The sequence below is a fragment of the Corynebacterium hylobatis genome (assembly GCF_003955685.1).
GTDB lineage: Bacteria > Actinomycetota > Actinomycetes > Mycobacteriales > Mycobacteriaceae > Corynebacterium > Corynebacterium hylobatis.
This window is the reverse complement of the sequence record NZ_RXHJ01000001.1, coordinates 199,738-219,459: the sequence shown is the minus strand read 5'-3', so window position 1 is coordinate 219,459 and position 19,722 is coordinate 199,738. Positions and strand designations below refer to the sequence as shown.

Below are 19,722 nucleotides of genomic sequence, written 5' to 3'. Positions count from 1 at the left end.
ATTGTGAACCATGGCTAATCTTCGCGAATTGCGTGACCGTATCCGGTCTGTCAACTCGACCAAGAAGATCACCAAGGCTCAGGAGCTGATCGCCACCTCGCGCATCACCAAGGCCCAGGCCAAGGTCGAGGCTTCCCTGCCTTATGCACAGGAGCTGTCCAACGTGATGGAGCGCCTCTCTGAGGCGAGCTCCCTCGACCACCCGATGCTGCACGAGCGCGAGGACGGCAACGTTGCCGCCATCCTGATCGTGTCCTCGGACCGTGGTATGGCCGGTGGCTACAACCACAACGTCTTCAAGAAGGCTGCAGAGCTGGAGAAGATGCTGGAGGAGGCCGGCTACGAGGTCGTCCGTTACGTCACGGGCGGTAAGGCCGTCGGCTTCTACAAGTTCCGCGACGCAGAGATCGCCGGACAGTGGACCGGATTCTCCCAGGACCCGTCCTGGGAATCCACCCACCATGTCCGTCACCACCTCATCGATGGCTTCAACGCAAGCTCGAAGGGTGAGGCCAAGTACCGCGACGGCCTCAACTCCGAGGGCGCTGCGATCCGTGGTTTCGATCAGGTGCACGTCGTGTACACCGAGTTCGTCTCGATGCTGTCCCAGGTTCCGGTGGCACACCAGCTGCTGCCGATCGAGCCTGTCATCCGTGAGGATGAGCTGGACACCGGCGAGTCGATGCTGGAATCCGGCAACGAGCTCACCCCGGACGTCGATTTCGAGCCGGACGCGGACACCCTGATGGATGCGCTGCTCCCGAAGTACGTGTCCCGTCGCCTGTACGCGATGTTCCTCGAGGCGTCCGCCGCCGAGTCGGCATCCCGCCGTAACGCGATGAAGTCTGCGACTGACAACGCAACCGAGCTGGTCAAGGACCTCTCGCGCGTGGCCAACCAGGCCCGTCAGGCACAGATCACCCAGGAAATCACAGAGATCGTCGGTGGCGCGGGTGCGCTCGCCGATAGCGGAGAAAGTGACTAGAAAATGACTACAGCTCTCGCAGAGCAGAACGCACAGCAGGCGTCCAGCGCCGGCCGTGTCGTGCGTGTCATTGGTCCGGTCGTCGACGTGGAGTTCCCGCGCGGCGCGATGCCGGCCCTGTACAACGCACTGACTGTCGAGGTCACCCTCGAAGCAGTCGCCAAGACCATCACCCTCGAGGTTGCCCAGCACCTCGGTGACAACCTCGTCCGTGCAGTCTCCATGGCCCCGACTGACGGCCTCGTCCGCGGCGCCCAGGTCGTGGACTCGGGTAAGCCGATCTCCGTTCCGGTCGGTGACGTCGTCAAGGGCCACGTCTTCAACGCCCTCGGTGACTGCCTCGACGAGCCGGGCCTCGGCCGCGACGGTGAGCAGTGGGGCATCCACCGCGACCCGCCGCCCTTCTCCGAGCTCGAAGGTAAGACCGAGATCCTGGAGACCGGCATCAAGGTCATCGACCTGCTGACCCCGTACGTCAAGGGCGGTAAGATCGGTCTGTTCGGTGGTGCCGGTGTCGGCAAGACCGTTCTGATCCAGGAGATGATCACCCGTATTGCGCGTGAATTCTCCGGTACCTCCGTGTTCGCCGGTGTCGGCGAGCGCACCCGTGAGGGCACCGACCTCTTCCTCGAGATGGAGGAGATGGGTGTTCTCCAGGACACCGCCCTCGTGTTCGGCCAGATGGATGAGCCGCCGGGAGTCCGTATGCGTGTCGCACTGTCCGGCCTGACCATGGCCGAGTACTTCCGCGACGTGCAGAACCAGGACGTTCTGCTGTTCATCGACAACATCTTCCGTTTCACCCAGGCCGGCTCCGAGGTCTCGACCCTGCTGGGTCGTATGCCCTCCGCCGTGGGCTACCAGCCCACCCTGGCTGACGAGATGGGTGTCCTCCAGGAGCGAATCACCTCGACCAAGGGTAAGTCGATTACCTCTCTGCAGGCCGTCTACGTGCCCGCCGATGACTACACCGACCCCGCCCCGGCCACCGTGTTCGCCCACCTGGATGCCACCACCGAGCTTGACCGCTCGATCGCGTCCAAGGGTATCTACCCGGCCGTGAACCCGCTGTCCTCGACTTCTCGTATCCTCGAGCCGTCGATCGTCGGCGAGCGTCACTACGCCGTGGCACAGCGTGTCATCGGTATCCTGCAGAAGAACAAGGAACTGCAGGACATCATCGCCATCCTCGGCATGGACGAGCTCGGCGAAGAGGACAAGATCACCGTCCTGCGTGCACGTCGTCTCGAGCGCTTCCTGGGCCAGAACTTCTTCGTCGCTGAGAAGTTCACCGGTCTGCCGGGATCCTATGTCCCGCTGGAGCACACCATCGAGGCATTCGAGCGCATCTGCGACGGCGAGTTTGACCACTACCCGGAGCAGGCCTTCAACGGCCTCGGTGGCCTGGACGATGTCGAGGCCGCCTACAAGAAGCTCACCGGCAAGTAAGAGGAGACGCACATGGCTGACATCACCGTTGAACTGGTCTCCGTGGAGCGCATGCTCTGGTCGGGTTCGGCCAGCATCGTCACCGCGCAGACCACTGAGGGTGAGATCGGCGTGCTGTCCGGTCACGAGCCGATGCTCGGGCAGCTGCGCGAGAACGGCGTCGTGACCATCCGTCCGGTCGAGGGCGACAGGCTCGTTGCTGCCGTCCATGGTGGCTTCCTCTCCGTTACCCCGGAGAAGGTCACCATCCTCGCGGACTACGCGATCTGGGCCGATGAGGTCGACACCTCGCTGGCCGAGTCTCAGCTGCAGGATGCGGACGAGTTCACCCGTCTCCGCGCGGAGGCGGAACTGAGCGCCGTGCGCCGTAAGGCCGAGGCTTAACACACTGGAGGCACCGCCTCTTCCTCTCTCAGACTGACACCCGCTGCCCACCAGGGCAGCGGGTGTCAGTCGTTTGCGGGGCAGGGACAAACGGTTGCTCCTGCGGGCATGCGCTGTCGTTGGGCAATTGCAGGCGTGGGCTATAGAATGAGCCGACAACCGTCCGGAAGGGGAACGTGCCATGGAGATCGTGACCTGGGTACTGATCGTGTTTGCCGTGCTTGCGGTTCTGCTCGCCGTCTGGCGCTTCCTCACCCTGCGTTCGCGCGGCACGACGATCCTCCTGCGTCGCCTCCCGGCCTCCGGCGTCCACGGCTGGCGTCACGGTACGATCCGCTACAACGGCGACGACCTCGAGTACTTCAAGCTGCGGTCCATCTCGCCGATGGCGGACCAGGTGTTCAACCGGCAGCGCCTGGACTTCCACGAGCCCCGTCAGCTGACCCCGGGGGAGGCCACCTTCATGGCCGAGGGCCTGTCGGTGGCGACCCTGTGCGACGGCGGCACCCACTACGAGATGGCGCTTGACCCGCCCAGCCTCACGGCGCTGACCTCCTGGATCGAGTCCGCCCCGCACGAGCGGCAGGAACGCATCGACCATCACCGTCTGCGCAGCAGGATCACCCGGGGTCAGAACGGAAAGTGACCACGGGCTAGTCTGGAACGCATGCGTTTAGTCATCGCCCGTTGTTCCGTGGACTATGTCGGCCGCCTGGAGGCGCATCTGCCCATGGCCGACCGTCTGCTCATGATCAAGGCCGACGGTTCGGTGTCAGTGCACGCCGACGACCGTGCCTACAAACCCCTCAACTGGATGACCCCGCCGTGCTCGCTCACTGAGACAGCCATCACCGACATCGACGGTGAGGACACCGGCGAGCAGCTGTGGATCGTGGAGAACTCGAAGGGGGAGCAGCTCCGCATCACCATCGAGCAGGTCCACCACGAGACCACCCATGAGCTCGGTCAGGATCCCGGCCTGGTCAAGGACGGGGTGGAGGCCCACCTTCAGGAGTTGCTGGCGGAGCATATCGACACCCTCGGTGAGGGCTACAGCCTCGTACGCCGCGAGTACCCCACCGCCATCGGCCCGGTGGACCTCCTGGCCCGTGACGAGGACGGTGGGACCGTGGCCGTGGAGATCAAGCGTCGCGGCGGTATCGACGGCGTCGAGCAGCTGAGCCGTTACCTCGATCTGCTCAACCGCGATGAACTGCTGCGGCCGGTCCGTGGCGTCTTCGCCGCCCAGGAGATCAGGCCCCAGGCCCGCACCCTGGCCGAGGACCGCGGCATCCGCTGCCTGACCCTGGACTACCAGGAGCTGCGCGGCATCGAGACCGACGAACTGCGGTTGTTCTAGCAGTGCCACGCAGGAACAGACCGCAGCGCCCGCGCAGAGGCGGGCGTCGGGAAGCGGTGGTACCCAGGGAGCTGCCCCGCGACGGCACCGCCTTCTACGGCACCCAGACTGTCGAGGGGCCTTCGTGGACCCAGGGGGAGTTGTACCAGTTCCGGCACATGGGTTCGCATTCGGCGAAGAAATTCTACGTGTGCCCGGGCTGCAACCAGAACATCCCGCCGGGGGTCGCCCACATCGTCGCCTGGCCCCGCGACACCGGACGTGGCGCCGATGACCGGCGTCACTGGCACCGCCACTGCTGGGACCGCAGGTAACGTGGAGGCCATGATCATCGCCTTCTCCGTGGCACCGACCGTCACCGGTACCCCCGACGCCGAAATGTCCGCCGCCGTAGCCGAGGCCGTGAGGATCGTCCGCGATTCCGGCCTGCCGAATGAAACCAACGCCATGTTCACCCTCGTCGAGGGGGAATGGGATGAGGTCATGGACGTGGTCAGACGGGCCACCGAAGCGGTCTGTGCCGTCTCGCCGCGCGTGTCCCTGGTGCTCAAGGCTGATATCCGGCCCGGCTACCCGGACCAGCTGCACCAGAAGGTCGAATCCCTCGAGAAGCACTTCTAAGGAGAACACCACTTGAACACCCCACACCGCTACGTCTCCGGAGCCATCGACCTCGGCGAGGTGAAGGCCCGCGCGGAGGCCCGCGATCAGGCTGCCCAGCAGGCTGCCGCCGGCACCGGACCGGCCCCGTACCTGACCGTCACCCCGCAGAACTTCGAGAACGACGTCGTCCGCCGTTCCCTCGAGGTGCCGGTCGTGGTGCTCGTCGGCACCCCGCGCAGCCCCGAATCCGAGCAGCTGCGCGCTGATCTGCAGCAGTTGGCCGAGGGGGCCGGCCTGAGCTATATCGTCGGTTATGTCGACGCCGACGCCACCCCCGAGGTTGCGCAGGCCTTCGGCGTGCAGGTCCTGCCCACGGTCATCGCCCTCGGCGGCGGTCGCCCCGTCACCCAGTTCGAGGGCGGCCAGCCCGCCGACGCCCTGCGGACCTGGCTCGACGCCCTGGTCACCCAGGTCGGCCCGCAGCTCTCGGGCCTCCAGGCGGCCGCACCCGCAGCAGAGGAGACCCCGGAGGATCCGCGCCTGGGCCAGGCGCTGGCGGCCCTGAACACCGGTGATTTCGACGCCGCGATCGCCGTCTACGACGAGATCCTCGCCGAGGCCCCCGGTAACCAGGACATCGTCCAGGCCCGCGACACCGCGAAGCTGCTGCAGCGCCTCGATCCGGCCTCCCGGACCGAGGACCCGGTCGCCGCCGCGGACGCCGACCCGACGGATGTGGAGAAGCAGTTCACCGCGGCCGACGCGGAGGTGGTCGCCGGGGCACCCGAGCGTGCCTTCGACCGGCTGCTGGCACTCATGGCCGCCGTACCGGGGGAGAAGCTGCGCGTGCGTGACCGCCTGGTCGAGCTCTTCGCTCTCTTCGACGCCGCGGACCCCCGCGTCACCGCGGCCCGCACGAGGATGGCCTCCGCACTCTTCTAGCCGCACTGACCCTAAAACACCGACGGCGCCCGACCTCTGAGTTCAGGGGTCGGGCGCCGTCGGCGTCGAGAAGCAGGGTATCAGCCGCGGTGGCGGTACCACTGCACGGAGTTGGCCGGGATCTGCAGCTCCAGGGAGTTCTCCTGGCCGTCCCAGCCGGTGTCCGTGGTGCTCACGACCTCGGGGAGCTCGTTGCCGGCTCCCTGGTACTTCGCATCATCGGTGTTGAGCACCAGCTCCCAGTCACCGGCCCGGGGGATACCCAGCGGGTAGGTCTGCTGGGAGGTGCCGGAGAGGTTGACCACCGCGAGCAGCACAGAATCGTCGCTGCCCCAACGGAGGTAGGCGAGGATGTTGTTGGCGGCATCATCGCTCTTGAGCCACTGGAAGCCCCGGTAGTCGTGGTCCTGGGAGTACAGCGCGGGGGAGTCCCGGTAGATCCGGTGCATGTCACGCACCAGATCCTGGATGCCCCCGTGGTACTCGTGGCCCCAGCCCTCCAGGTTGGACCAGTCGACGGAGTGGGCCTCGTCCCATTCGCCGGTCTGGCCGAACTCCTGGCCCATGAACAGCAGCTTCTTGCCGGGGTGGGAGAACATGTAGCCGTAGAGGGCACGCAGGCCGGCAGCCTTGTTCCAGTCATCACCCGGCATGCGTCCCCACAGGGAACCCTTGCCGTGGACGACCTCGTCATGGGAGAAGGGCAGGACGTACTTCTCGGAGTAGGCGTAGATCATCGAGAAGGTGATCTCGTTGTGGTGGTACCCGCGGTGGACCGGGTCGAGCTTGAAGTACTCGAGGGTGTCGTTCATCCAGCCCATGTTCCACTTCAGGGAGAAGCCCAGCCCGCCCTGCTCAGTGGGGGCGGTGACCCCTGTCCAGGAGGTGGATTCCTCGGCGATGGTGAGCACACCCGGGTGCGTGCGGTGGACGGTGGCGTTCATCTCCTGGAGGAACTGCACCGCCTCGAGGTTCTCGCGGCCACCGAACTGGTTGGGCTCCCACTGACCTTCCTCGCGGGAGTAGTCGAGGTAGAGCATGGAGGCCACGGCGTCGACGCGCAGGCCGTCGATGTGGAACTCCTCGATCCAGTACAGGGCGTTGGCGACGAGGAAGTTGCGGACCTCGTTGCGGCCGAAGTCGAAGATGTAGGTGCCCCAGTCCATCTGCTCGCCGCGGCGCCAGTCGGCGTGCTCGTAGAGGGCGGGGCCGTCGAAACGCGCCAGCGCCCAGTCGTCCTTCGGGAAGTGGGCCGGGACCCAGTCCATGAGGACGCCGATGCCGCGGTTGTGGAAGGCCTCGATCAGGCCGCGCAGCTCATCCGGGCTGCCCCAGCGGGCGGTCGGGGCGTAGTAGCCGGAGACCTGGTAACCCCAGGAACCACCGAAGGGGTGCTCGGAGACGGGCATGAGCTCCACGTGGGTGAAACCCTGTTCGGCGACGTAGTCGACCAGCTCGGTGGTCAGCTCTTTATAACCCTTGCCGATCTTCCAGGAACCGAGGTGCACCTCGTAGATCGACATCGGCTGGTTGAGCAGGTCGGCGGAGGCGCGGTTACGCATCCACTCACCGTCGTTCCACTCGTAGCGGGAGTCCACGACGATGGAGGCGGTCTCCGGCGGACACTGGGCGGCCTTGGCCAGCGGATCGGCCTTGTCGCGGCGGTGGCCCTCCTTGGTCTGGATGGCGAATTTGTACACCTCACCCTCGCCGATGTCCGGGATGAACAGCTCCCACACGCCGCTGGAACCCAGCGAACGCATGGGGAAGTGGCCGGCGTTCCAACCGCAGAAGTCACCGACGACGGCCACGCCGATGGCGTTGGGTGCCCACACCGCGAAGGAGGTTCCCTTGACGGTGCCCAGGGCGGTTTCGTAGGAACGGACGTTGGCGCCGAGGACATCCCAGAGGCGCTCGTGGCGGCCCTCGGAGATCAGGTGGATGTCCAGGTTGCCCAGCGTGGGCAGGAAGGCGTATGGATCGGCGATGACGGCCTCGCCGGTGTCCGGCCAGGTGATGCGCAGGCGGTAGTCCGGGGTGTAGATGTCCGGCAGTCCCAGCACCCACACGTCGTTGCCGATGGGGGTGGCCTCACGCGACTCGTTGTGGATGAGGACATCGACGCGGAGGGCACCCGGCTGGCGGGTGCGGATGACGGAGCCGCCCTGCACGGCGTGCCAGCCGTAGAAGTCATGGGGTGCGTGATGGCTGCAGTTGTACAGCCGCTCCATGTCCGTGTCGGGGATGAGCAGGTTCTGGTCGATGCCGTCGTGGGCGTCGTGCATGGCTGGACCTCACAGGGGGAAGGTGAATGCGGTTGATGCGTTTTTGTCTGGGGGAGTTGCTCCGCCCGGTCACGTTCCTGACGCTACAGGAACGGGCCGGGCGTAGGCGGCCGGATCAGGCCCGGTAGTCGGTGACCCGGCGCCAGGAGAGCGGTTCACGCCGGTCGGCCGGGACGTTCGGCAGGATGAGCACGTGGGCGACGTCGAGCTCGGGCACCAGCTGCACGAAATTGCTCTGGTGCCAGGTCCAGGTGGCGCCGGTGACGGCGTCGTGGACGGGGAAGCTGGCACCCGGGTGCTGGCCGAGGGCCCTCAGATCCAGATGCACGGTGCCGGCCTGCGTGCTGTGCGGGTCGAGGTTGACCACCACGAGGACGATGTTGCCGGTGACCGGGTCGAGCTTGGAGTAGGCCAGGATCTGGTCGTTGTCCACCTCGTGGAAGTGCAGGTTGCGCAGCTGCTGGAGCGCCGGGTTCTCCCGGCGGATGTGGTTGAGCAGGGCGAGGTAGGGCTCGAGGGAGTCCCCGGCTGCGCGGGCCGCCTCGAAGTCGCGGGGCCGCAGCTCGTACTTCTCGGAGTCGAGGTACTCCTCAGAACCCTTCTTGACGGGGACGTGCTCGTAAAGCTCATAACCGGAGTAGACACCCCACAGCGGAGACATCGTCGCGGCGAGGGTGGCCCGGATGGCGAACACGGCGGGCCCACCGACCTGCAGGGACTCGTGGAGGATGTCGGGGGTGTTGACGAAGAGGTTCGGACGGGAGTAGTCCGCGGCGTCGCGGATCTCGGAGGCGAACTCGGTCAGCTCATGCTTGCTCGTCTTCCAGGTGAAGTAGGTGTAGGACTGCGAGAAGCCCAGCTTGGCGAGCCCGTAGAGACGCGGGGCGCGGGTGAAGGCCTCGGCGAGGAAGATGACGTCCGGGTCGGTCTCGTGGATCCGGGCGATGAGCCACTGCCAGAAGTTGGCGGGTTTGGTGTGCGGGTTGTCCACCCGGAAGGTGCGTACACCCAGATCGACCCAGTACTTGACCACGCGGTGGACCTCGTCGTAGACCGCGGTCGGGTTGTTGTCGAAGTTGACGGGGTAGATGTCCTGGTACTTCTTCGGCGGGTTCTCGGCGTAGGCGATGGTGCCGTCGGCGAGCTCGGTGAAGAAGTCACGGTGGTCGGTGGCCCAGGGGTGGTCCGGGGCGGCCTGCAGCGCCAGGTCGAGCGCGATCTCCAGGCCGAGTTCCTCCGCGCGGGTCAGCAGCGCCTGGAAATCCTCGACGGTGCCCAGCTCCGGGTGGACCGCGTCGTGGCCGCCGTCCTTCGAACCGATGGCCCAGGGGGAGCCGACATCCCCCGGCTCGGGGGTGAGGGTGTTGTTGCGGCCCTTGCGGTTGACCTCACCGATGGGGTGGATCGGGGGGAGGTAGACGGTGTCGAAACCCATGGCGGCAACCCGCTCGAGGGCCTTCGCGGTGGTGGCGAAGGTGCCGTGCACCGGGCGGCCCTCCTGGTCCCGTCCGCCGGTGGAACGCGGGAAGAGTTCGTACCAGGAGTTGAACAGGGCGTCGCGGCGCTCGACCTTGACCTCGCAGATCGGGCCGTGGGTGAGCAGGTCGCGCAGCGGGTGATCGTGCAGCACGGCGGTGACGACCTCGGACATCGCGATGCGGACGCGGTCGGTGACGTCGCCGTCGGTGCGGCGCAGGGCGGTCGCGGCGTCGACAAGCACCCCCGAGACGGAGTCCGGGGCCTGGGCCGCGGCGCGGTCGAAGAGCTCCGCGCCGTGGGCGAGATCATTGGCCAGCTCGGCGGCGGACTGCCCGGCATCCATCTTCTTGGTCACCGCGTTGCGCCAGGTGGCGAACGCATCCGACCAGGCGTCCACCCGGAAGGTCCACACGCCGGGAGTGTCCGGCACGAAGACACCGTGGACACGATCCTGGTTGTGCGGGTCCGTGGTCATGTGGAGGCCCACCGTCTCCCCACCGGGCGGGGTGACATTCAGGGTCGCGGCGATGGCGTCATGTCCTTCGCGCCAGGCCAGGGCGGTGACCGGCAGGACCTCGCCCACCACGGCCTTGGCGGGGAACAGTCGCCCGGAGATCTGCGGGCGGACGTCATCAATACCGAGTCGACCTGTCATGTGTTTCACCTTCGACATAGGGGTTGGAATTACCTTGACGAGCCTAGTGCAGCTGTGTCAGTTCCACAGGGGACACGGGTAATCGGCCACAATGGGGGATGTGACTGACTTCAATGACGAGACCAACGAGGACCTCCTGCTCGATTTCCGTGACGTGACCTTCCGGCGTGGGGGACGGGACCTCGTGGGCCCCGTCACCTGGCAGGTCGAACTCGATGAGCGGTGGGTGATCATCGGCCCCAACGGCGCCGGCAAGACCACCCTCATCCGCATGGCAGCCGCCGAGGAGTTCCCCAGCACCGGCCGGGCCTTCGTCATGGGGGAGCAGCTGGGACGCACCGACATGCGGGACCTGCGCTCCATGATCGGTGTCTCCTCTGCCGCGCTGGGCAACCGCATCCCCGACAACGAGACCGTGGGGGATCTCGTCGTCTCCGCCGGTTATGCCGTGCTCGGCCGCTGGCGCGAGGAGTACGAGGCGATCGACTTCGAGCAGGCCCACGAGATCCTCGACCTGGTCGGCGCGTACCACCTCATCGACCGCACCTGGGGCACCCTCTCCGAGGGTGAACGCAAGCGTGTCCTCGTCGCGCGTGCCCTGATGACCAACCCGGAGCTGCTCATCCTGGATGAGCCGGGTGCCGGCATGGACCTCGGAGGCCGGGAGGACCTCGTCGGTTACCTCGGGGATCTGGCCCTGGATCCGGATGCCCCCGCCATCGTCATGATCACCCACCACGTGGAGGAGATCCCCTTCGGCTTCACCCACGCCATGCTTCTCGACGAGGGCAAGGTGGTCGCCCAGGGACTCATCGACAACGTCCTGACCAGCGAGAACCTCTCCACAACCTTCCACCAGCCCATCGAGGTCTCCCGCATCGGCGAACGCTACTTCGCCCGCCGGACGCGCCGCCCCGGCACCCACCGCCGCTGAGTGGGGCCTAGACTATCGGTGTAAGAGGTCCGACCAGAGTGAACTGTGGAGGTGAATCGGCCGTGACCCAACGTCAGGCGCCCACCGGCTATGGTCAGGCCCGCCTGTCCACCACGGTCATCCTGGTCCGGGATTCCGGGGAGGGACTGCAGGTGTGGGCCCAGGAACGGGTCTCCACGATGCGCAACTATCCCGGCATGACCGTCTTCCCGGGTGGGGGAGTGGACCAGCGGGACCTGCCCGTCGGGGACACGTCCGCGCTGTGGACCGGCGAACCCGTCGAGGATTTCGCCGTCCGGCTGGGCCTGAGCCCCGAGCAGACCCACGCCGTCGTCTTCGCCGCAGTCCGCGAACTCTTCGAGGAGACCGGCACCCTGCTGGCCTACCACGCGGACGGTTCGACGATCGCCGATGTCACGCCCTACCACCGGGACCGCGTCGACCTCATCTCCCACCGCATCTCCCTGACGGAGATGCTCACCGGACGTGACCTGCGGGTCTGCACCCACGGTCTGCGTCCCTGGGCCCGCTGGGTGGGCGGGTGGAAGGACCTCCACTGGTTCGACACCATCTCCTTCGTCGCAGTCGCCCCGGAAGGGCAGTCACCAGACGGCGACACCTCCGAGGCCGACGACGCGGGCTGGTTCTCCCCGCAGCTGCTTCTCGACGGCTGGCGGCACGGCCTCGTCCGCCTCGCCATCCCCACCTGGGCCCAGTTGTCCTTCCTCGCCCAGTTCCCCACCACGGCGCAGGCCCTGGCCGCCGCCGACGCCGCGGACCTCAGCCCTGTCGTCGGCGACCCGGTCGATGACCCGCGCTACGCCGAATACTTCAACGCCGCCTGGGTCGACCGGATCCGTCCGACACGCTGATGGCCTACACACGCGACGAGGTCGCCTTCCTGGCGGCCCACACGCAGGAGATCGCAGAGGCCACCACAGACCTCGCACTCACCCGGAAGAGCCTGCTCGCCGACACCGCCGCCCTGCGCCAACGCTTCGGCGAACACGGCCGCGCCGTGACAGAACTCGCGCAGGCCCGCCGCTCGGCGGTGACGAACGGGAAATTCCCCGCCGACTGGCTCACCGACCTCGACGCCGCCCAGCAGGCCACCCCGCAGGTCGTGGCCGCGGAACGCGCCGCCCGCCTGCGCCGCACCCTCGGACCGGACACCCTGGTCCACGACGTGACCTGCTCCGTGGGCACGGAGGGGGCGTCAGTGGTCGCGGAAGGCCTGGGATACCTGGGCAGCGACCTCGACCACACCCGCCTGCTCATGGCGCGCCACAACCTCGGCCCCGCCGCCTGGCTGGTACGCGCCGACGCCACCGCCCCGGTGAGCAACGGGGCCGACGTCGTCGTCGCCGACCCCGCGCGCCGGGCCGGGGGACGGCGCATCACCCGGCCCGACCAGCTGCTGCCGCCGCTGCCGGACCTGCTGGCCGCCTGGCCGGGGAAGGAACTGGCGGTCAAATGCGCCCCGGGCCTGGATTTCTCGGACTGGGAGGGGCTGGTCAGCCTGGTCAGCGTCGACGGCGGTGTGAAGGAGGCCTGCCTCTACACCCCGGGACTGGCGGAGGGGGTCAGCCGGGAGGCGGTCGTCATCTCCGGCGGGAAGACCGATCGGATCACTGATTCTGAACCGGACGGTATCTATGCGGGCGAACCGGGCCGTTTCCTCATCGACCCGGACGGCGCGGTCGTGCGCGCCGGGCTGGTGCGCCACTACGCCCATCGGGAGGGACTGTGGATGCTCGATGAGCGCATCGCCTATCTGACCGGGGACGTGATCCCGGCGGGTCGCACCGGCTTCGAGATCCGCGAGATCGTGCCGCTGAAGAAGCTCAGGGCCGCCCTGAGCGGCCATGATGCCGGTTCCCTGGAGATCCTCGTGCGTGGGGTGGATGTTGATCCGGACGTCCTGCGCAGGAAGCTGAAGCTGAAGGGGAAGGCATCGATGGCGGTGGTGTGCACCCGGATCGGCACCCAGGGTGTGGCCCTGATCTGCGGTCCCCGGCAGGCCATGGAGCCCGGAGACTAAGTGTTGCCTGACCGGGCTGACAGCGCCTTAGAGTAGACTTTCTGCAGAATTCCCCCCAACCCCGTCGAAAGGTGACTGCCGATGCCCGCCATCGTGGTACTCGTCAAGCATGTTCCGGACACCTGGTCCCAGAAGGCCCTCGAGGCCGACAACACACTGGACCGGGTCAACGTCGATTCCGTCATCGACGAAATCAACGAGTTCGCCATGGAACAGGCACTCCAGCTGCGGGACGACAACCTGGACGCCGGTTACCGCGTCATCGCCCTGACCGTCGGCCCTGCTGGTGCCGACGAGACCCTGCGCAAGGCCCTGGCCATGGGCGCGGACGACGCCGTCCACATCCTCGACGACGCCATCGCCGGTTCCGACCTGCTGGGCACCACCTGGGTGCTCACCAACGCCATCAACACCATCGAGGACGTGGTGCTCATCGTCGCCGGCAACGCCTCCTCCGACGGTGCGATGGGTGCCCTGCCGGGCATCCTCGCCGAGTACCGCCAGGTCCCGGCCCTGACCAACGTGCGTTCCGTGGCGCTCGACGGCCAGACCATCTCTGCTGTCCGCGAGACCGCCGAGGGCCGTTTCGAGCTCTCCGCGCAGCTGCCGGCGATCGTCTCCGTCACCGACAAGGCACCGAAGCCGCGCTTCCCCAACTTCAAGGGGCTGATGGCCGCAAAGAAGCACGACGTGACCGTCCTGGACCTGGCCGCCATCGGTGTGGCCCCCGAACAGGTCGGCCTGGCACACGCCGCCACCGCCGTGACCGCAGCGAACACCCGCCCCGCCCGCGGGTCCGGCGACGTGATCAACGGCTCCGACGGGACCGCCGCCGCGGGCACCGTCGCGGAGTTCCTCGTCGCCGAGAAGTTCCTCTGATCCACTCGACCCCCTGTTAGGAAAGCACCACATGTCCACTGTCTATGTCCTGGTCGAGCACAACGGTTCCGAGCTCGCCGCCACCACCGCCGAACTGATCACCGCCGCCCGCCCGCTGGGCGAGGTCGCCGCCGTCGTCGTCGGCGCCCCGGGTGTCACCCAGGCGCTCGCGCCCGCCCTGGCGGAGCTCGGCGCCGCCACTGTCGTGGCCGCCGAGGCCGCCGACGCCGACCAGCGCCTCGTCCTGCCCAAGGTCGACGCCCTGGCCACGCTGGCCGCCACCAACCCGGGCCCCATCGTCATCTCCGCCGGGGTCTCCGGTAACGAGGTGGCCGGCCGGCTGGCCGCCCGCCTGGCCTCCGGCGTGCTCTGCGATGTGGTCGGCATCAACGCCGACCGCACTGCCGCCCAGTCCGTCTTCGGTGACCAGATCCAGGTTTCCGCGGCCGTCGGCGGTGCCAGCCCGATCTACACCCTGCGCCCCGGTGTCGTCGAGTCCGCCCCGGTGGCCGCCGCGGGCACAGTCACCTCCGTGGCCCTGCCGGCCGCCACCGTCAAGGACGTCACCGTCACCGGATTCACCCCGGCCCAGCGCGGTTCCCGCCCGGACCTGCCTGCGGCCAAGGTCATCGTGGCGGTCGGGCGCGGCATCGGTTCGGCCGAGGGGATGGCCCTGGCCGAGCAGCTCGCCGACGCCCTCGGCGGTGCGGTGGGTGTCACCCGCGACATCGTCGACCTGGGCTACTACGACGGGGCCTACCAGGTGGGGCAGACCGGTGTGACCGTCTCCCCGGACCTCTACATCGGCCTGGGTGTCTCAGGTGCCATCCAGCACACCTCCGGTATGCAGACCGCGAAGAAGATCGTCGTGGTCAACAACGACGAGGATGCCCCGATCTTCCAGATCGCCGATCTCGGTGTGGTCGGTGACCTCTTCGACGTCGTCCCGGCGCTCATCGACGAGATCAACCAGCGCAAGTAGATGCAGCACGCCCGCCGGTACCTTGACCATGCCGCGACCACCCCGATGCGTCAGGTCGCCATCGACGCCTGGGTCGAGCACGCCGGCGCGCTCAACCCCGGCGGGCAGTACCGCTCCGGCCGCACCGCCCGCCGGGTGCTTGATGACGCCCGCGAGCTCATCGCCCGCCTCCTCGGTGCCGACCCGGTGGAGGTCATCTTCACCGCCTCCGGGACCGAGGCCGACAACCTCGCGGTGACGGGTCTGTACCGGTCCTCCGAGCTGGAGCGCATCGTCTCCACCCCGATCGAACACCCGGCGGTACTCGAGGCGGTCAAGGCCCTGGAGGTAATCGCGGAGCTGCTGCCGGTGGGTCCGGACGGGCGCGTCTCGGATCTGTCCGCCCTGGACACCCCCGCCGCGGTGGCCTGCTGCATGTGGGCCAACAACGAGACCGGCGCGATCCAGCCTATCGAGGAGGTCATCGCCCGCGCCTCCGCCGCCGGCACGCCGGTGCATGTCGACGCCGTGCAGGTCGTCGGCCATCTGCCGGTGGATTTCCGTGCCCTCGGTGCCACCACCCTGGCGGCCAGCGCCCATAAATTCGGTGGCCCGCGCAGCTCCGGCCTGCTGCTGGCCCGGCGTTCCCCGGCGCCGGCCCCGGTACTGCACGGCGGGGGTCAGGAGCGGGGTATCCGCCCGGGCACCCTCGACGTCGCCACGGCCGCCGCCACCGCCGCCGCACTAGAGGAGGCGGTGGGGGAGGTCGCCGCGGAGACCGTCCGCCTGTCAGCCCTGCGTGACGCCCTGCGCGAGGGCATTCTCGCCCGCGTGGATGATGTGCTCGTCCATACGGCGGAACCTGCCTTGCCCGGGCACCTCCACCTGTCTTTCCCCGGTGCAGAAGGCGACAGCCTGATCATGCTTCTCGACGCCGCCGGCATCGAGGCATCCACCGGCTCCGCCTGCGCCAGCGGTGTCAACCGCGCCAGCCACGTGCTGCTGGCCCAGGGAGTCAGCGAGCGCGATACCCGGGGGGCGGTGCGGTTCACCCTCGGCCACACCAGTACGGGGGAGGACGTCGAAGCCGTCCTGGCGGTGATCGCCGAGGTCGTGGCGAGGGCACGCACCGCCGGCATGGTGTGACAGGAGTTTCTCACGTGAATCGTGAGACTTGTGTGACTGGATGGATTAGCGTTCTCAATCATGAAGGTTCTTCCCCGGCTGACTGCTGTCCTGACCTGTGCCACACTCGCACTCACTCTCTCCGCCGTCCCCGCCACCGCCTTCTCGCCGCTGGCACCCTCCGGCGTGGACGTCTCGGGCCACCAGCGCGGCAACGGCACCCCCATCCACTGGCGGGAGGTCGCCGCCGACGGACAGCGCTTCGCCTTCGTCAAGGCCACCGAGGGGGAGGGCTGGCTCAACCCGCACTACCTGGAGGATGTCCACGCCGCGCACCAGGCCGGACTGCTCGTTGGCACCTACCATTACGCCCGTCCCGCCAAGGACGCCCGTACCCAGGCCGCCCACTACGCCGCGGCGCTGGCCACCGCCCCGGCCACCTCCCTGCCCCCGGTGCTCGACATCGAGGTCGACGAGGGCCTGTCTCCGGCGCAGCTGCAGTCCTGGACCCGGGACTTCCTCACTGAGACCGAACGTCTCACCGGCCGGACCCCGATGGTCTACACCTACCGCTATTTCTGGCGTGAGCACATGGCCGACACCGATGCCTTCACCCGTTACCCGCTGTGGTTGGCGGCCTACCAGAACACCGTGCCCGAGAGCGTCGGCGGCTGGGACAACCTCACCTTCTGGCAGCGTTCCGATGCCGGCCGCGTCGCCGGCATCAACGGACCCGTCGACCTCAACCTCTTCAACGGCACCGATGCGCAGCTGGGTGATTTCGTCGCCGGCCGCCACGTCGACCTCGGCGGACTGCTCGACACCGTCCCCGGCCCCGATATCCTCGACGCCCTCGGCGGCGACAACGCCGCCCTGGCGGGCCTGATCCTCGCCGCGGAATCCGGCATCCTGCCCGAGGGCGCGCTGACAGGCGCCGCCGAGCGGGCCGGCATTGACCCGGCACTGGCCGGGGACATCGCCGAGCGTGTGGGCCAGCTCCTGGAATCCGGCATCCTGCCCGTCGATGACCTGCTGGTGATGGTGGAGAACCCCGACTACTCGATCGGTGACCTGCTCATCCTGCTCAACAACGCAGGCTGAGCCGCCTTACCCCCAGTGTCGGCGACGGTGGGCGAGTACCCGGCGCAGATCCCGCGCGCGGCGGGCATCGAATCCGGTGGCGGTGATGATCTCCTCGGCGGCATCACCGGTCAGGCGGAGGGCCTCGTCGGCCACCTGCTCCGCGGCTGCCCGGGGCAGGCCGGTGACATCGGTGAAGCTGAGGAAGCGGCGTCTGCTCAGCCCGCCGGTTGAGCCTCCCACTGCCAGGGCAAGCGTGGAGTCGCCGTAGGGGACCGTGCTGGGGATATCATAGACAGGACTAACTGAGAAGCCCCGGCCGTCGTGGAGCACGGAGATGTTTTTGGCGTGCAGGTCGCCGTTGCCGCTCAACCAGGCCATCGCCAGTTGGAAAGCCAGATTGCGCAGAGCCAGCACCGGTGAGGCGCAGACCGCGGTCACTGCTGCGGAGACCTCCTCCATCGTGACCGCATATTTCTGCGCGGGCCAGATGCCCAGCAGCTGGGCGGCGTCCTCCATTGCCAGCCGTCGGTCGTCCTGCCTGTCGAAGCGGCGCACCAGCAGACCCGTCCGGCCATGGATATCGGTGATCAGCTCCGTCCCGGCATAGGGGATGCGTAGGCGGTTACGCCTGCCGATCCCGAAGCAGGCTGACTCGTTCTCCACCAGGGCGGGGAACTCCGGCGGGGAGATCTTGAGGATGGCATCCGCCCCCTGCGAATGGACGGGAAGGGCGATCGTCCGGGCGGAGGCCTTGTCCTGCACCCCTGCGATTGCCACAGGGTCGGTCACCCCCGAGTCGGTGAGCACGTCCCCCAGGTCGAGCTGCTCTGTCGGGGACACCGTCACCCGAGCCTGGGGCCTGGATGGTCGCTGTCCTTCCGGGACTACGGACACCGCTCCTGCTGGATCAACTCCGACTGCAAGGAGGAGGGAGAACTCATCGTCTGCGGAGGTCTTCACCGCATTTTTGAGGGCGCTCAACCTGCGGCCCTCCGGCAGCAGTCCGGCGAAATAGGGCGGAACTGCCCCACCGGTGGTGCGCACCGGTTCATCGGACAATGGGAGAGTGGTGGCGACGGCGGAGCCTCCGCTGGACAGGTGGTCCTCGTCGTAACGGAACTCGATGGTGCTGCCCTCCCGTGTGAGGCGGGCGGCCAGTTTGCCGTCCATGAGGACATCTGCCCGGTGAACCTGGCGCGGATCAGTGGGGGATGTCATCTTCAGGCTCCGGGACGGAGGGCATCGAATTCGGTCAGTGCGATGCGGAAGCCGAGGACATCGAGAACCTGCAGCAGCGTGTCCAGCCGGAGACTGGGTTTCCCCTTTTCGATCTCCCGGATCAGACGTTCGGACACTCCTGCCAGGGCCGCCAGGTCCTGCTGGCGCAGGCCGAGTTCAATACGGCGGGCACGAGCCGCTTCGCCCAGTTCTGCCGGTGTCACCCTGCCTCCTTTAATCGGCACGATCGTGCCGTCTGGGGATAGTTTAACGCCGCACACTGGGTCCATGCGCATTTATCGGCACGATCGTGCCGATCGGGCCTATTCTGTCTCCGCCAGCAGCGAGATGGCACCCTCATCGGCATGATCGTGCCGGTCGTCCAGCCGCCGCGGTGCGGTGCCGGAGAAGAGGTCCCGGGTCCAGCGCTCGTCCTTGTAGTGGGCCGGCACGGCACCACCCAGCAGCACCCGGGCCAGCCCGGCAGCCGCCTGGGAGCCCTCCTCAGGCAGCTCATGGTCACTGCCGATGAGGATCATGTTCCCGGAACGCCGCCCCTTGAGCATCGGGGGATCAGCGATGACCGCGACATGGGCGAAGACCTCGGCCATGCCGGCCAGCTCCGTCTTCGTGGCGATCAGGCTGTGGAAGTCGCCGCAGTTGGACACATAGAGCCCGCCCGGGGCCAGGGCGTTTTGCACATCGCGGAAGAAATCGGGCGTCGTCAAGCTGAGGGGGACCCGGGCGCCGGCGAAGGCGTCGCGGATGATCACGTCGCGGCTGGCCGGATGGAAACCCGCGGTGACCTCACCGGCCTCGCCGACGCGGATCTTCACGGTGGGGGAGCGCGGGATGTCGAACCACTGGCGCACATACTGCGCCAGCTCACCGTCCAACTCCACCACGGTGTGCCGGGACTTCGGCCACAGGTCCGCGAAATAGCGCGCCATGGTGCAGGCCGCACCCCCAAGGTGGGTCACGCGCAGGGTCGCAGGATCATGGTGGGTGTCCACCTGCTGCTCCACGATCGCCGCAATCCAGCGCATGTACTCGAACTCGAGGACATCGGGGCGGCCGATCTGCACGTGGGAGGAAGGCACCCCGTTGATCATCAGCGTCCAGGCATCCGGCAGGAAGGTGTCGGGGACGAGTTCGGCGATGCCGGAGTCGATCTCATAGCTGCCGGCGACGGCGCCGGTGGTCGGGGTATCGGGGGAGGGTCGTTGACGACGGGACATGTTCTACCGGGTGTTTCTGGGGTCTCAAGAGGACGGGTGGACGGTGGCGGAGGCCTCCCTCACCATACGGTCATGATCGGAGGCAGAGGAATCCCGGAGCC

The 19,722-nt window shown here is 67.6% G+C and carries 20 protein-coding genes; 15 read left to right on the top strand and 5 right to left on the bottom strand.

The window, feature by feature from the left end; genetic code table 11:
• Positions 1–10 precede the first annotated feature (10 nt).
• From EAH68_RS00995 to EAH68_RS00960, 8 genes are all read left to right on the top strand, one after another.
• Positions 11–985 carry a F0F1 ATP synthase subunit gamma gene (locus EAH68_RS00995; RefSeq protein ID WP_126119448.1) on the top strand — a complete coding sequence of 325 codons (975 nt, stop codon included), beginning with the start codon at positions 11–13 and terminating at the stop codon, positions 983–985.
• A 3-nt stretch (positions 986–988) separates the two neighbouring features.
• The gene (gene atpD / locus EAH68_RS00990; protein WP_126119447.1) at positions 989–2,434 is read left to right on the top strand and encodes a F0F1 ATP synthase subunit beta; all 1,446 of its coding nucleotides are present in this window, start codon (positions 989–991) and stop codon (positions 2,432–2,434) included.
• Positions 2,435–2,446: 12 nt separating this feature from the next.
• A complete protein-coding gene (locus EAH68_RS00985; RefSeq protein ID WP_126119446.1) occupies positions 2,447–2,818 on the top strand; it encodes a F0F1 ATP synthase subunit epsilon in 372 nt (123 codons plus the stop codon).
• A 181-nt stretch (positions 2,819–2,999) separates the two neighbouring features.
• On the top strand, positions 3,000–3,464 hold the full coding sequence (locus EAH68_RS00980; RefSeq protein WP_126119445.1) for a DUF2550 domain-containing protein: 465 nt from the start codon (positions 3,000–3,002) through the stop codon (positions 3,462–3,464).
• A gap of 21 nt (positions 3,465–3,485) precedes the next feature.
• The gene (gene nucS / locus EAH68_RS00975; protein ID WP_126119444.1) at positions 3,486–4,178 is read left to right on the top strand and encodes an endonuclease NucS; all 693 of its coding nucleotides are present in this window, start codon (positions 3,486–3,488) and stop codon (positions 4,176–4,178) included.
• A 56-nt stretch (positions 4,179–4,234) separates the two neighbouring features.
• Positions 4,235–4,492 (top strand): Rv1322 family protein, encoded by a 258-nt coding sequence (locus EAH68_RS00970; protein ID WP_126119443.1) that lies wholly within the window; start codon positions 4,235–4,237, stop codon positions 4,490–4,492.
• A gap of 10 nt (positions 4,493–4,502) precedes the next feature.
• Positions 4,503–4,799, top strand: a complete 297-nt coding sequence (locus EAH68_RS00965) for a thiamine-binding protein (RefSeq protein ID WP_126119442.1) — start codon at positions 4,503–4,505, stop codon at positions 4,797–4,799.
• Positions 4,800–4,811: 12 nt separating this feature from the next.
• A complete protein-coding gene (locus tag EAH68_RS00960; RefSeq protein WP_126119441.1) occupies positions 4,812–5,723 on the top strand; it encodes a tetratricopeptide repeat protein in 912 nt (303 codons plus the stop codon).
• An 80-nt stretch (positions 5,724–5,803) separates the two neighbouring features.
• On the opposite strand, the gene glgB is transcribed toward EAH68_RS00960, so the two are convergent.
• Complete coding sequence (glgB, locus tag EAH68_RS00955; RefSeq protein ID WP_126119440.1) at positions 5,804–8,008, bottom strand: 1,4-alpha-glucan branching protein GlgB; 2,205 nt, start codon at positions 8,006–8,008, stop codon at positions 5,804–5,806.
• Positions 8,009–8,123: 115 nt separating this feature from the next.
• On the bottom strand, positions 8,124–10,142 hold the full coding sequence (locus tag EAH68_RS00950) for a maltotransferase domain-containing protein (RefSeq protein ID WP_126119439.1): 2,019 nt from the start codon (positions 10,140–10,142) through the stop codon (positions 8,124–8,126).
• A gap of 91 nt (positions 10,143–10,233) precedes the next feature.
• Between EAH68_RS00950 and EAH68_RS00945 the strand changes: the two genes are divergently transcribed.
• The 7 genes from EAH68_RS00945 (at position 10,234) to EAH68_RS00915 (ending at position 17,183) form a co-directional block, all read left to right on the top strand.
• Complete coding sequence (locus EAH68_RS00945) at positions 10,234–11,076, top strand: ABC transporter ATP-binding protein (protein WP_126119438.1); 843 nt, start codon at positions 10,234–10,236, stop codon at positions 11,074–11,076.
• A 62-nt stretch (positions 11,077–11,138) separates the two neighbouring features.
• Positions 11,139–11,948: an NUDIX hydrolase gene (locus EAH68_RS00940; RefSeq protein WP_241228226.1), complete on the top strand. Its 810-nt coding sequence runs from the start codon at positions 11,139–11,141 to the stop codon at positions 11,946–11,948.
• Positions 11,948–13,117: a THUMP-like domain-containing protein gene (locus tag EAH68_RS00935; protein WP_126119436.1), complete on the top strand. Its 1,170-nt coding sequence runs from the start codon at positions 11,948–11,950 to the stop codon at positions 13,115–13,117. The genes EAH68_RS00940 and EAH68_RS00935 overlap by 1 nt, the downstream gene beginning before the upstream one ends.
• A gap of 81 nt (positions 13,118–13,198) precedes the next feature.
• Positions 13,199–13,996: an electron transfer flavoprotein subunit beta/FixA family protein gene (locus tag EAH68_RS00930; protein ID WP_126119435.1), complete on the top strand. Its 798-nt coding sequence runs from the start codon at positions 13,199–13,201 to the stop codon at positions 13,994–13,996.
• A gap of 31 nt (positions 13,997–14,027) precedes the next feature.
• Positions 14,028–14,978, top strand: a complete 951-nt coding sequence (locus EAH68_RS00925) for an electron transfer flavoprotein subunit alpha/FixB family protein (protein ID WP_126119434.1) — start codon at positions 14,028–14,030, stop codon at positions 14,976–14,978.
• Entirely contained in the window at positions 14,979–16,103 is a 1,125-nt protein-coding gene (locus tag EAH68_RS00920; protein WP_126119433.1) for a cysteine desulfurase family protein, read from the top strand.
• A gap of 60 nt (positions 16,104–16,163) precedes the next feature.
• Entirely contained in the window at positions 16,164–17,183 is a 1,020-nt protein-coding gene (locus EAH68_RS00915) for a glycoside hydrolase family 25 protein (RefSeq protein ID WP_126119432.1), read from the top strand.
• A 6-nt stretch (positions 17,184–17,189) separates the two neighbouring features.
• Here the strand turns inward: EAH68_RS00915 and EAH68_RS00910 are convergent, their stop codons facing one another.
• From EAH68_RS00910 to EAH68_RS00900, 3 genes are all read right to left on the bottom strand, one after another.
• Entirely contained in the window at positions 17,190–18,383 is a 1,194-nt protein-coding gene (locus EAH68_RS00910; protein WP_126119431.1) for a type II toxin-antitoxin system HipA family toxin, read from the bottom strand.
• Between the two features lie 2 nt (positions 18,384–18,385).
• A complete protein-coding gene (locus tag EAH68_RS00905; RefSeq protein ID WP_241228225.1) occupies positions 18,386–18,607 on the bottom strand; it encodes a helix-turn-helix transcriptional regulator in 222 nt (73 codons plus the stop codon).
• Between the two features lie 99 nt (positions 18,608–18,706).
• Positions 18,707–19,621, bottom strand: a complete 915-nt coding sequence (locus EAH68_RS00900; protein WP_206436325.1) for a spermidine synthase — start codon at positions 19,619–19,621, stop codon at positions 18,707–18,709.
• Positions 19,622–19,722: the final 101 nt, after the last annotated feature.

Bases quoted from the DNA above. Each gene is read 5' to 3' on its own strand.
- EAH68_RS00995 (WP_126119448.1), top strand. From the start codon at position 11: ATGGCTAATCTTCGCGAATTGCGTGACCGTATCCGGTCTGTCAACTCG.
- atpD (WP_126119447.1), top strand. From the start codon at position 989: ATGACTACAGCTCTCGCAGAGCAGAACGCACAGCAGGCGTCCAGCGCC.
- EAH68_RS00985 (WP_126119446.1), top strand. From the start codon at position 2,447: ATGGCTGACATCACCGTTGAACTGGTCTCCGTGGAGCGCATGCTCTGG.
- EAH68_RS00980 (WP_126119445.1), top strand. From the start codon at position 3,000: ATGGAGATCGTGACCTGGGTACTGATCGTGTTTGCCGTGCTTGCGGTT.
- nucS (WP_126119444.1), top strand. From the start codon at position 3,486: ATGCGTTTAGTCATCGCCCGTTGTTCCGTGGACTATGTCGGCCGCCTG.
- EAH68_RS00965 (WP_126119442.1), top strand. From the start codon at position 4,503: ATGATCATCGCCTTCTCCGTGGCACCGACCGTCACCGGTACCCCCGAC.
- glgB (WP_126119440.1), bottom strand. From the start codon at position 8,008: ATGCACGACGCCCACGACGGCATCGACCAGAACCTGCTCATCCCCGAC.
- EAH68_RS00950 (WP_126119439.1), bottom strand. From the start codon at position 10,142: ATGACAGGTCGACTCGGTATTGATGACGTCCGCCCGCAGATCTCCGGG.
- EAH68_RS00945 (WP_126119438.1), top strand. From the start codon at position 10,234: ATGGGGGATGTGACTGACTTCAATGACGAGACCAACGAGGACCTCCTG.
- EAH68_RS00935 (WP_126119436.1), top strand. From the start codon at position 11,948: ATGGCCTACACACGCGACGAGGTCGCCTTCCTGGCGGCCCACACGCAG.
- EAH68_RS00930 (WP_126119435.1), top strand. From the start codon at position 13,199: ATGCCCGCCATCGTGGTACTCGTCAAGCATGTTCCGGACACCTGGTCC.
- EAH68_RS00925 (WP_126119434.1), top strand. From the start codon at position 14,028: ATGTCCACTGTCTATGTCCTGGTCGAGCACAACGGTTCCGAGCTCGCC.
- EAH68_RS00920 (WP_126119433.1), top strand. From the start codon at position 14,979: ATGCAGCACGCCCGCCGGTACCTTGACCATGCCGCGACCACCCCGATG.
- EAH68_RS00915 (WP_126119432.1), top strand. From the start codon at position 16,164: ATGAAGGTTCTTCCCCGGCTGACTGCTGTCCTGACCTGTGCCACACTC.
- EAH68_RS00910 (WP_126119431.1), bottom strand. From the start codon at position 18,383: ATGACATCCCCCACTGATCCGCGCCAGGTTCACCGGGCAGATGTCCTC.
- EAH68_RS00900 (WP_206436325.1), bottom strand. From the start codon at position 19,621: ATGTCCCGTCGTCAACGACCCTCCCCCGATACCCCGACCACCGGCGCC.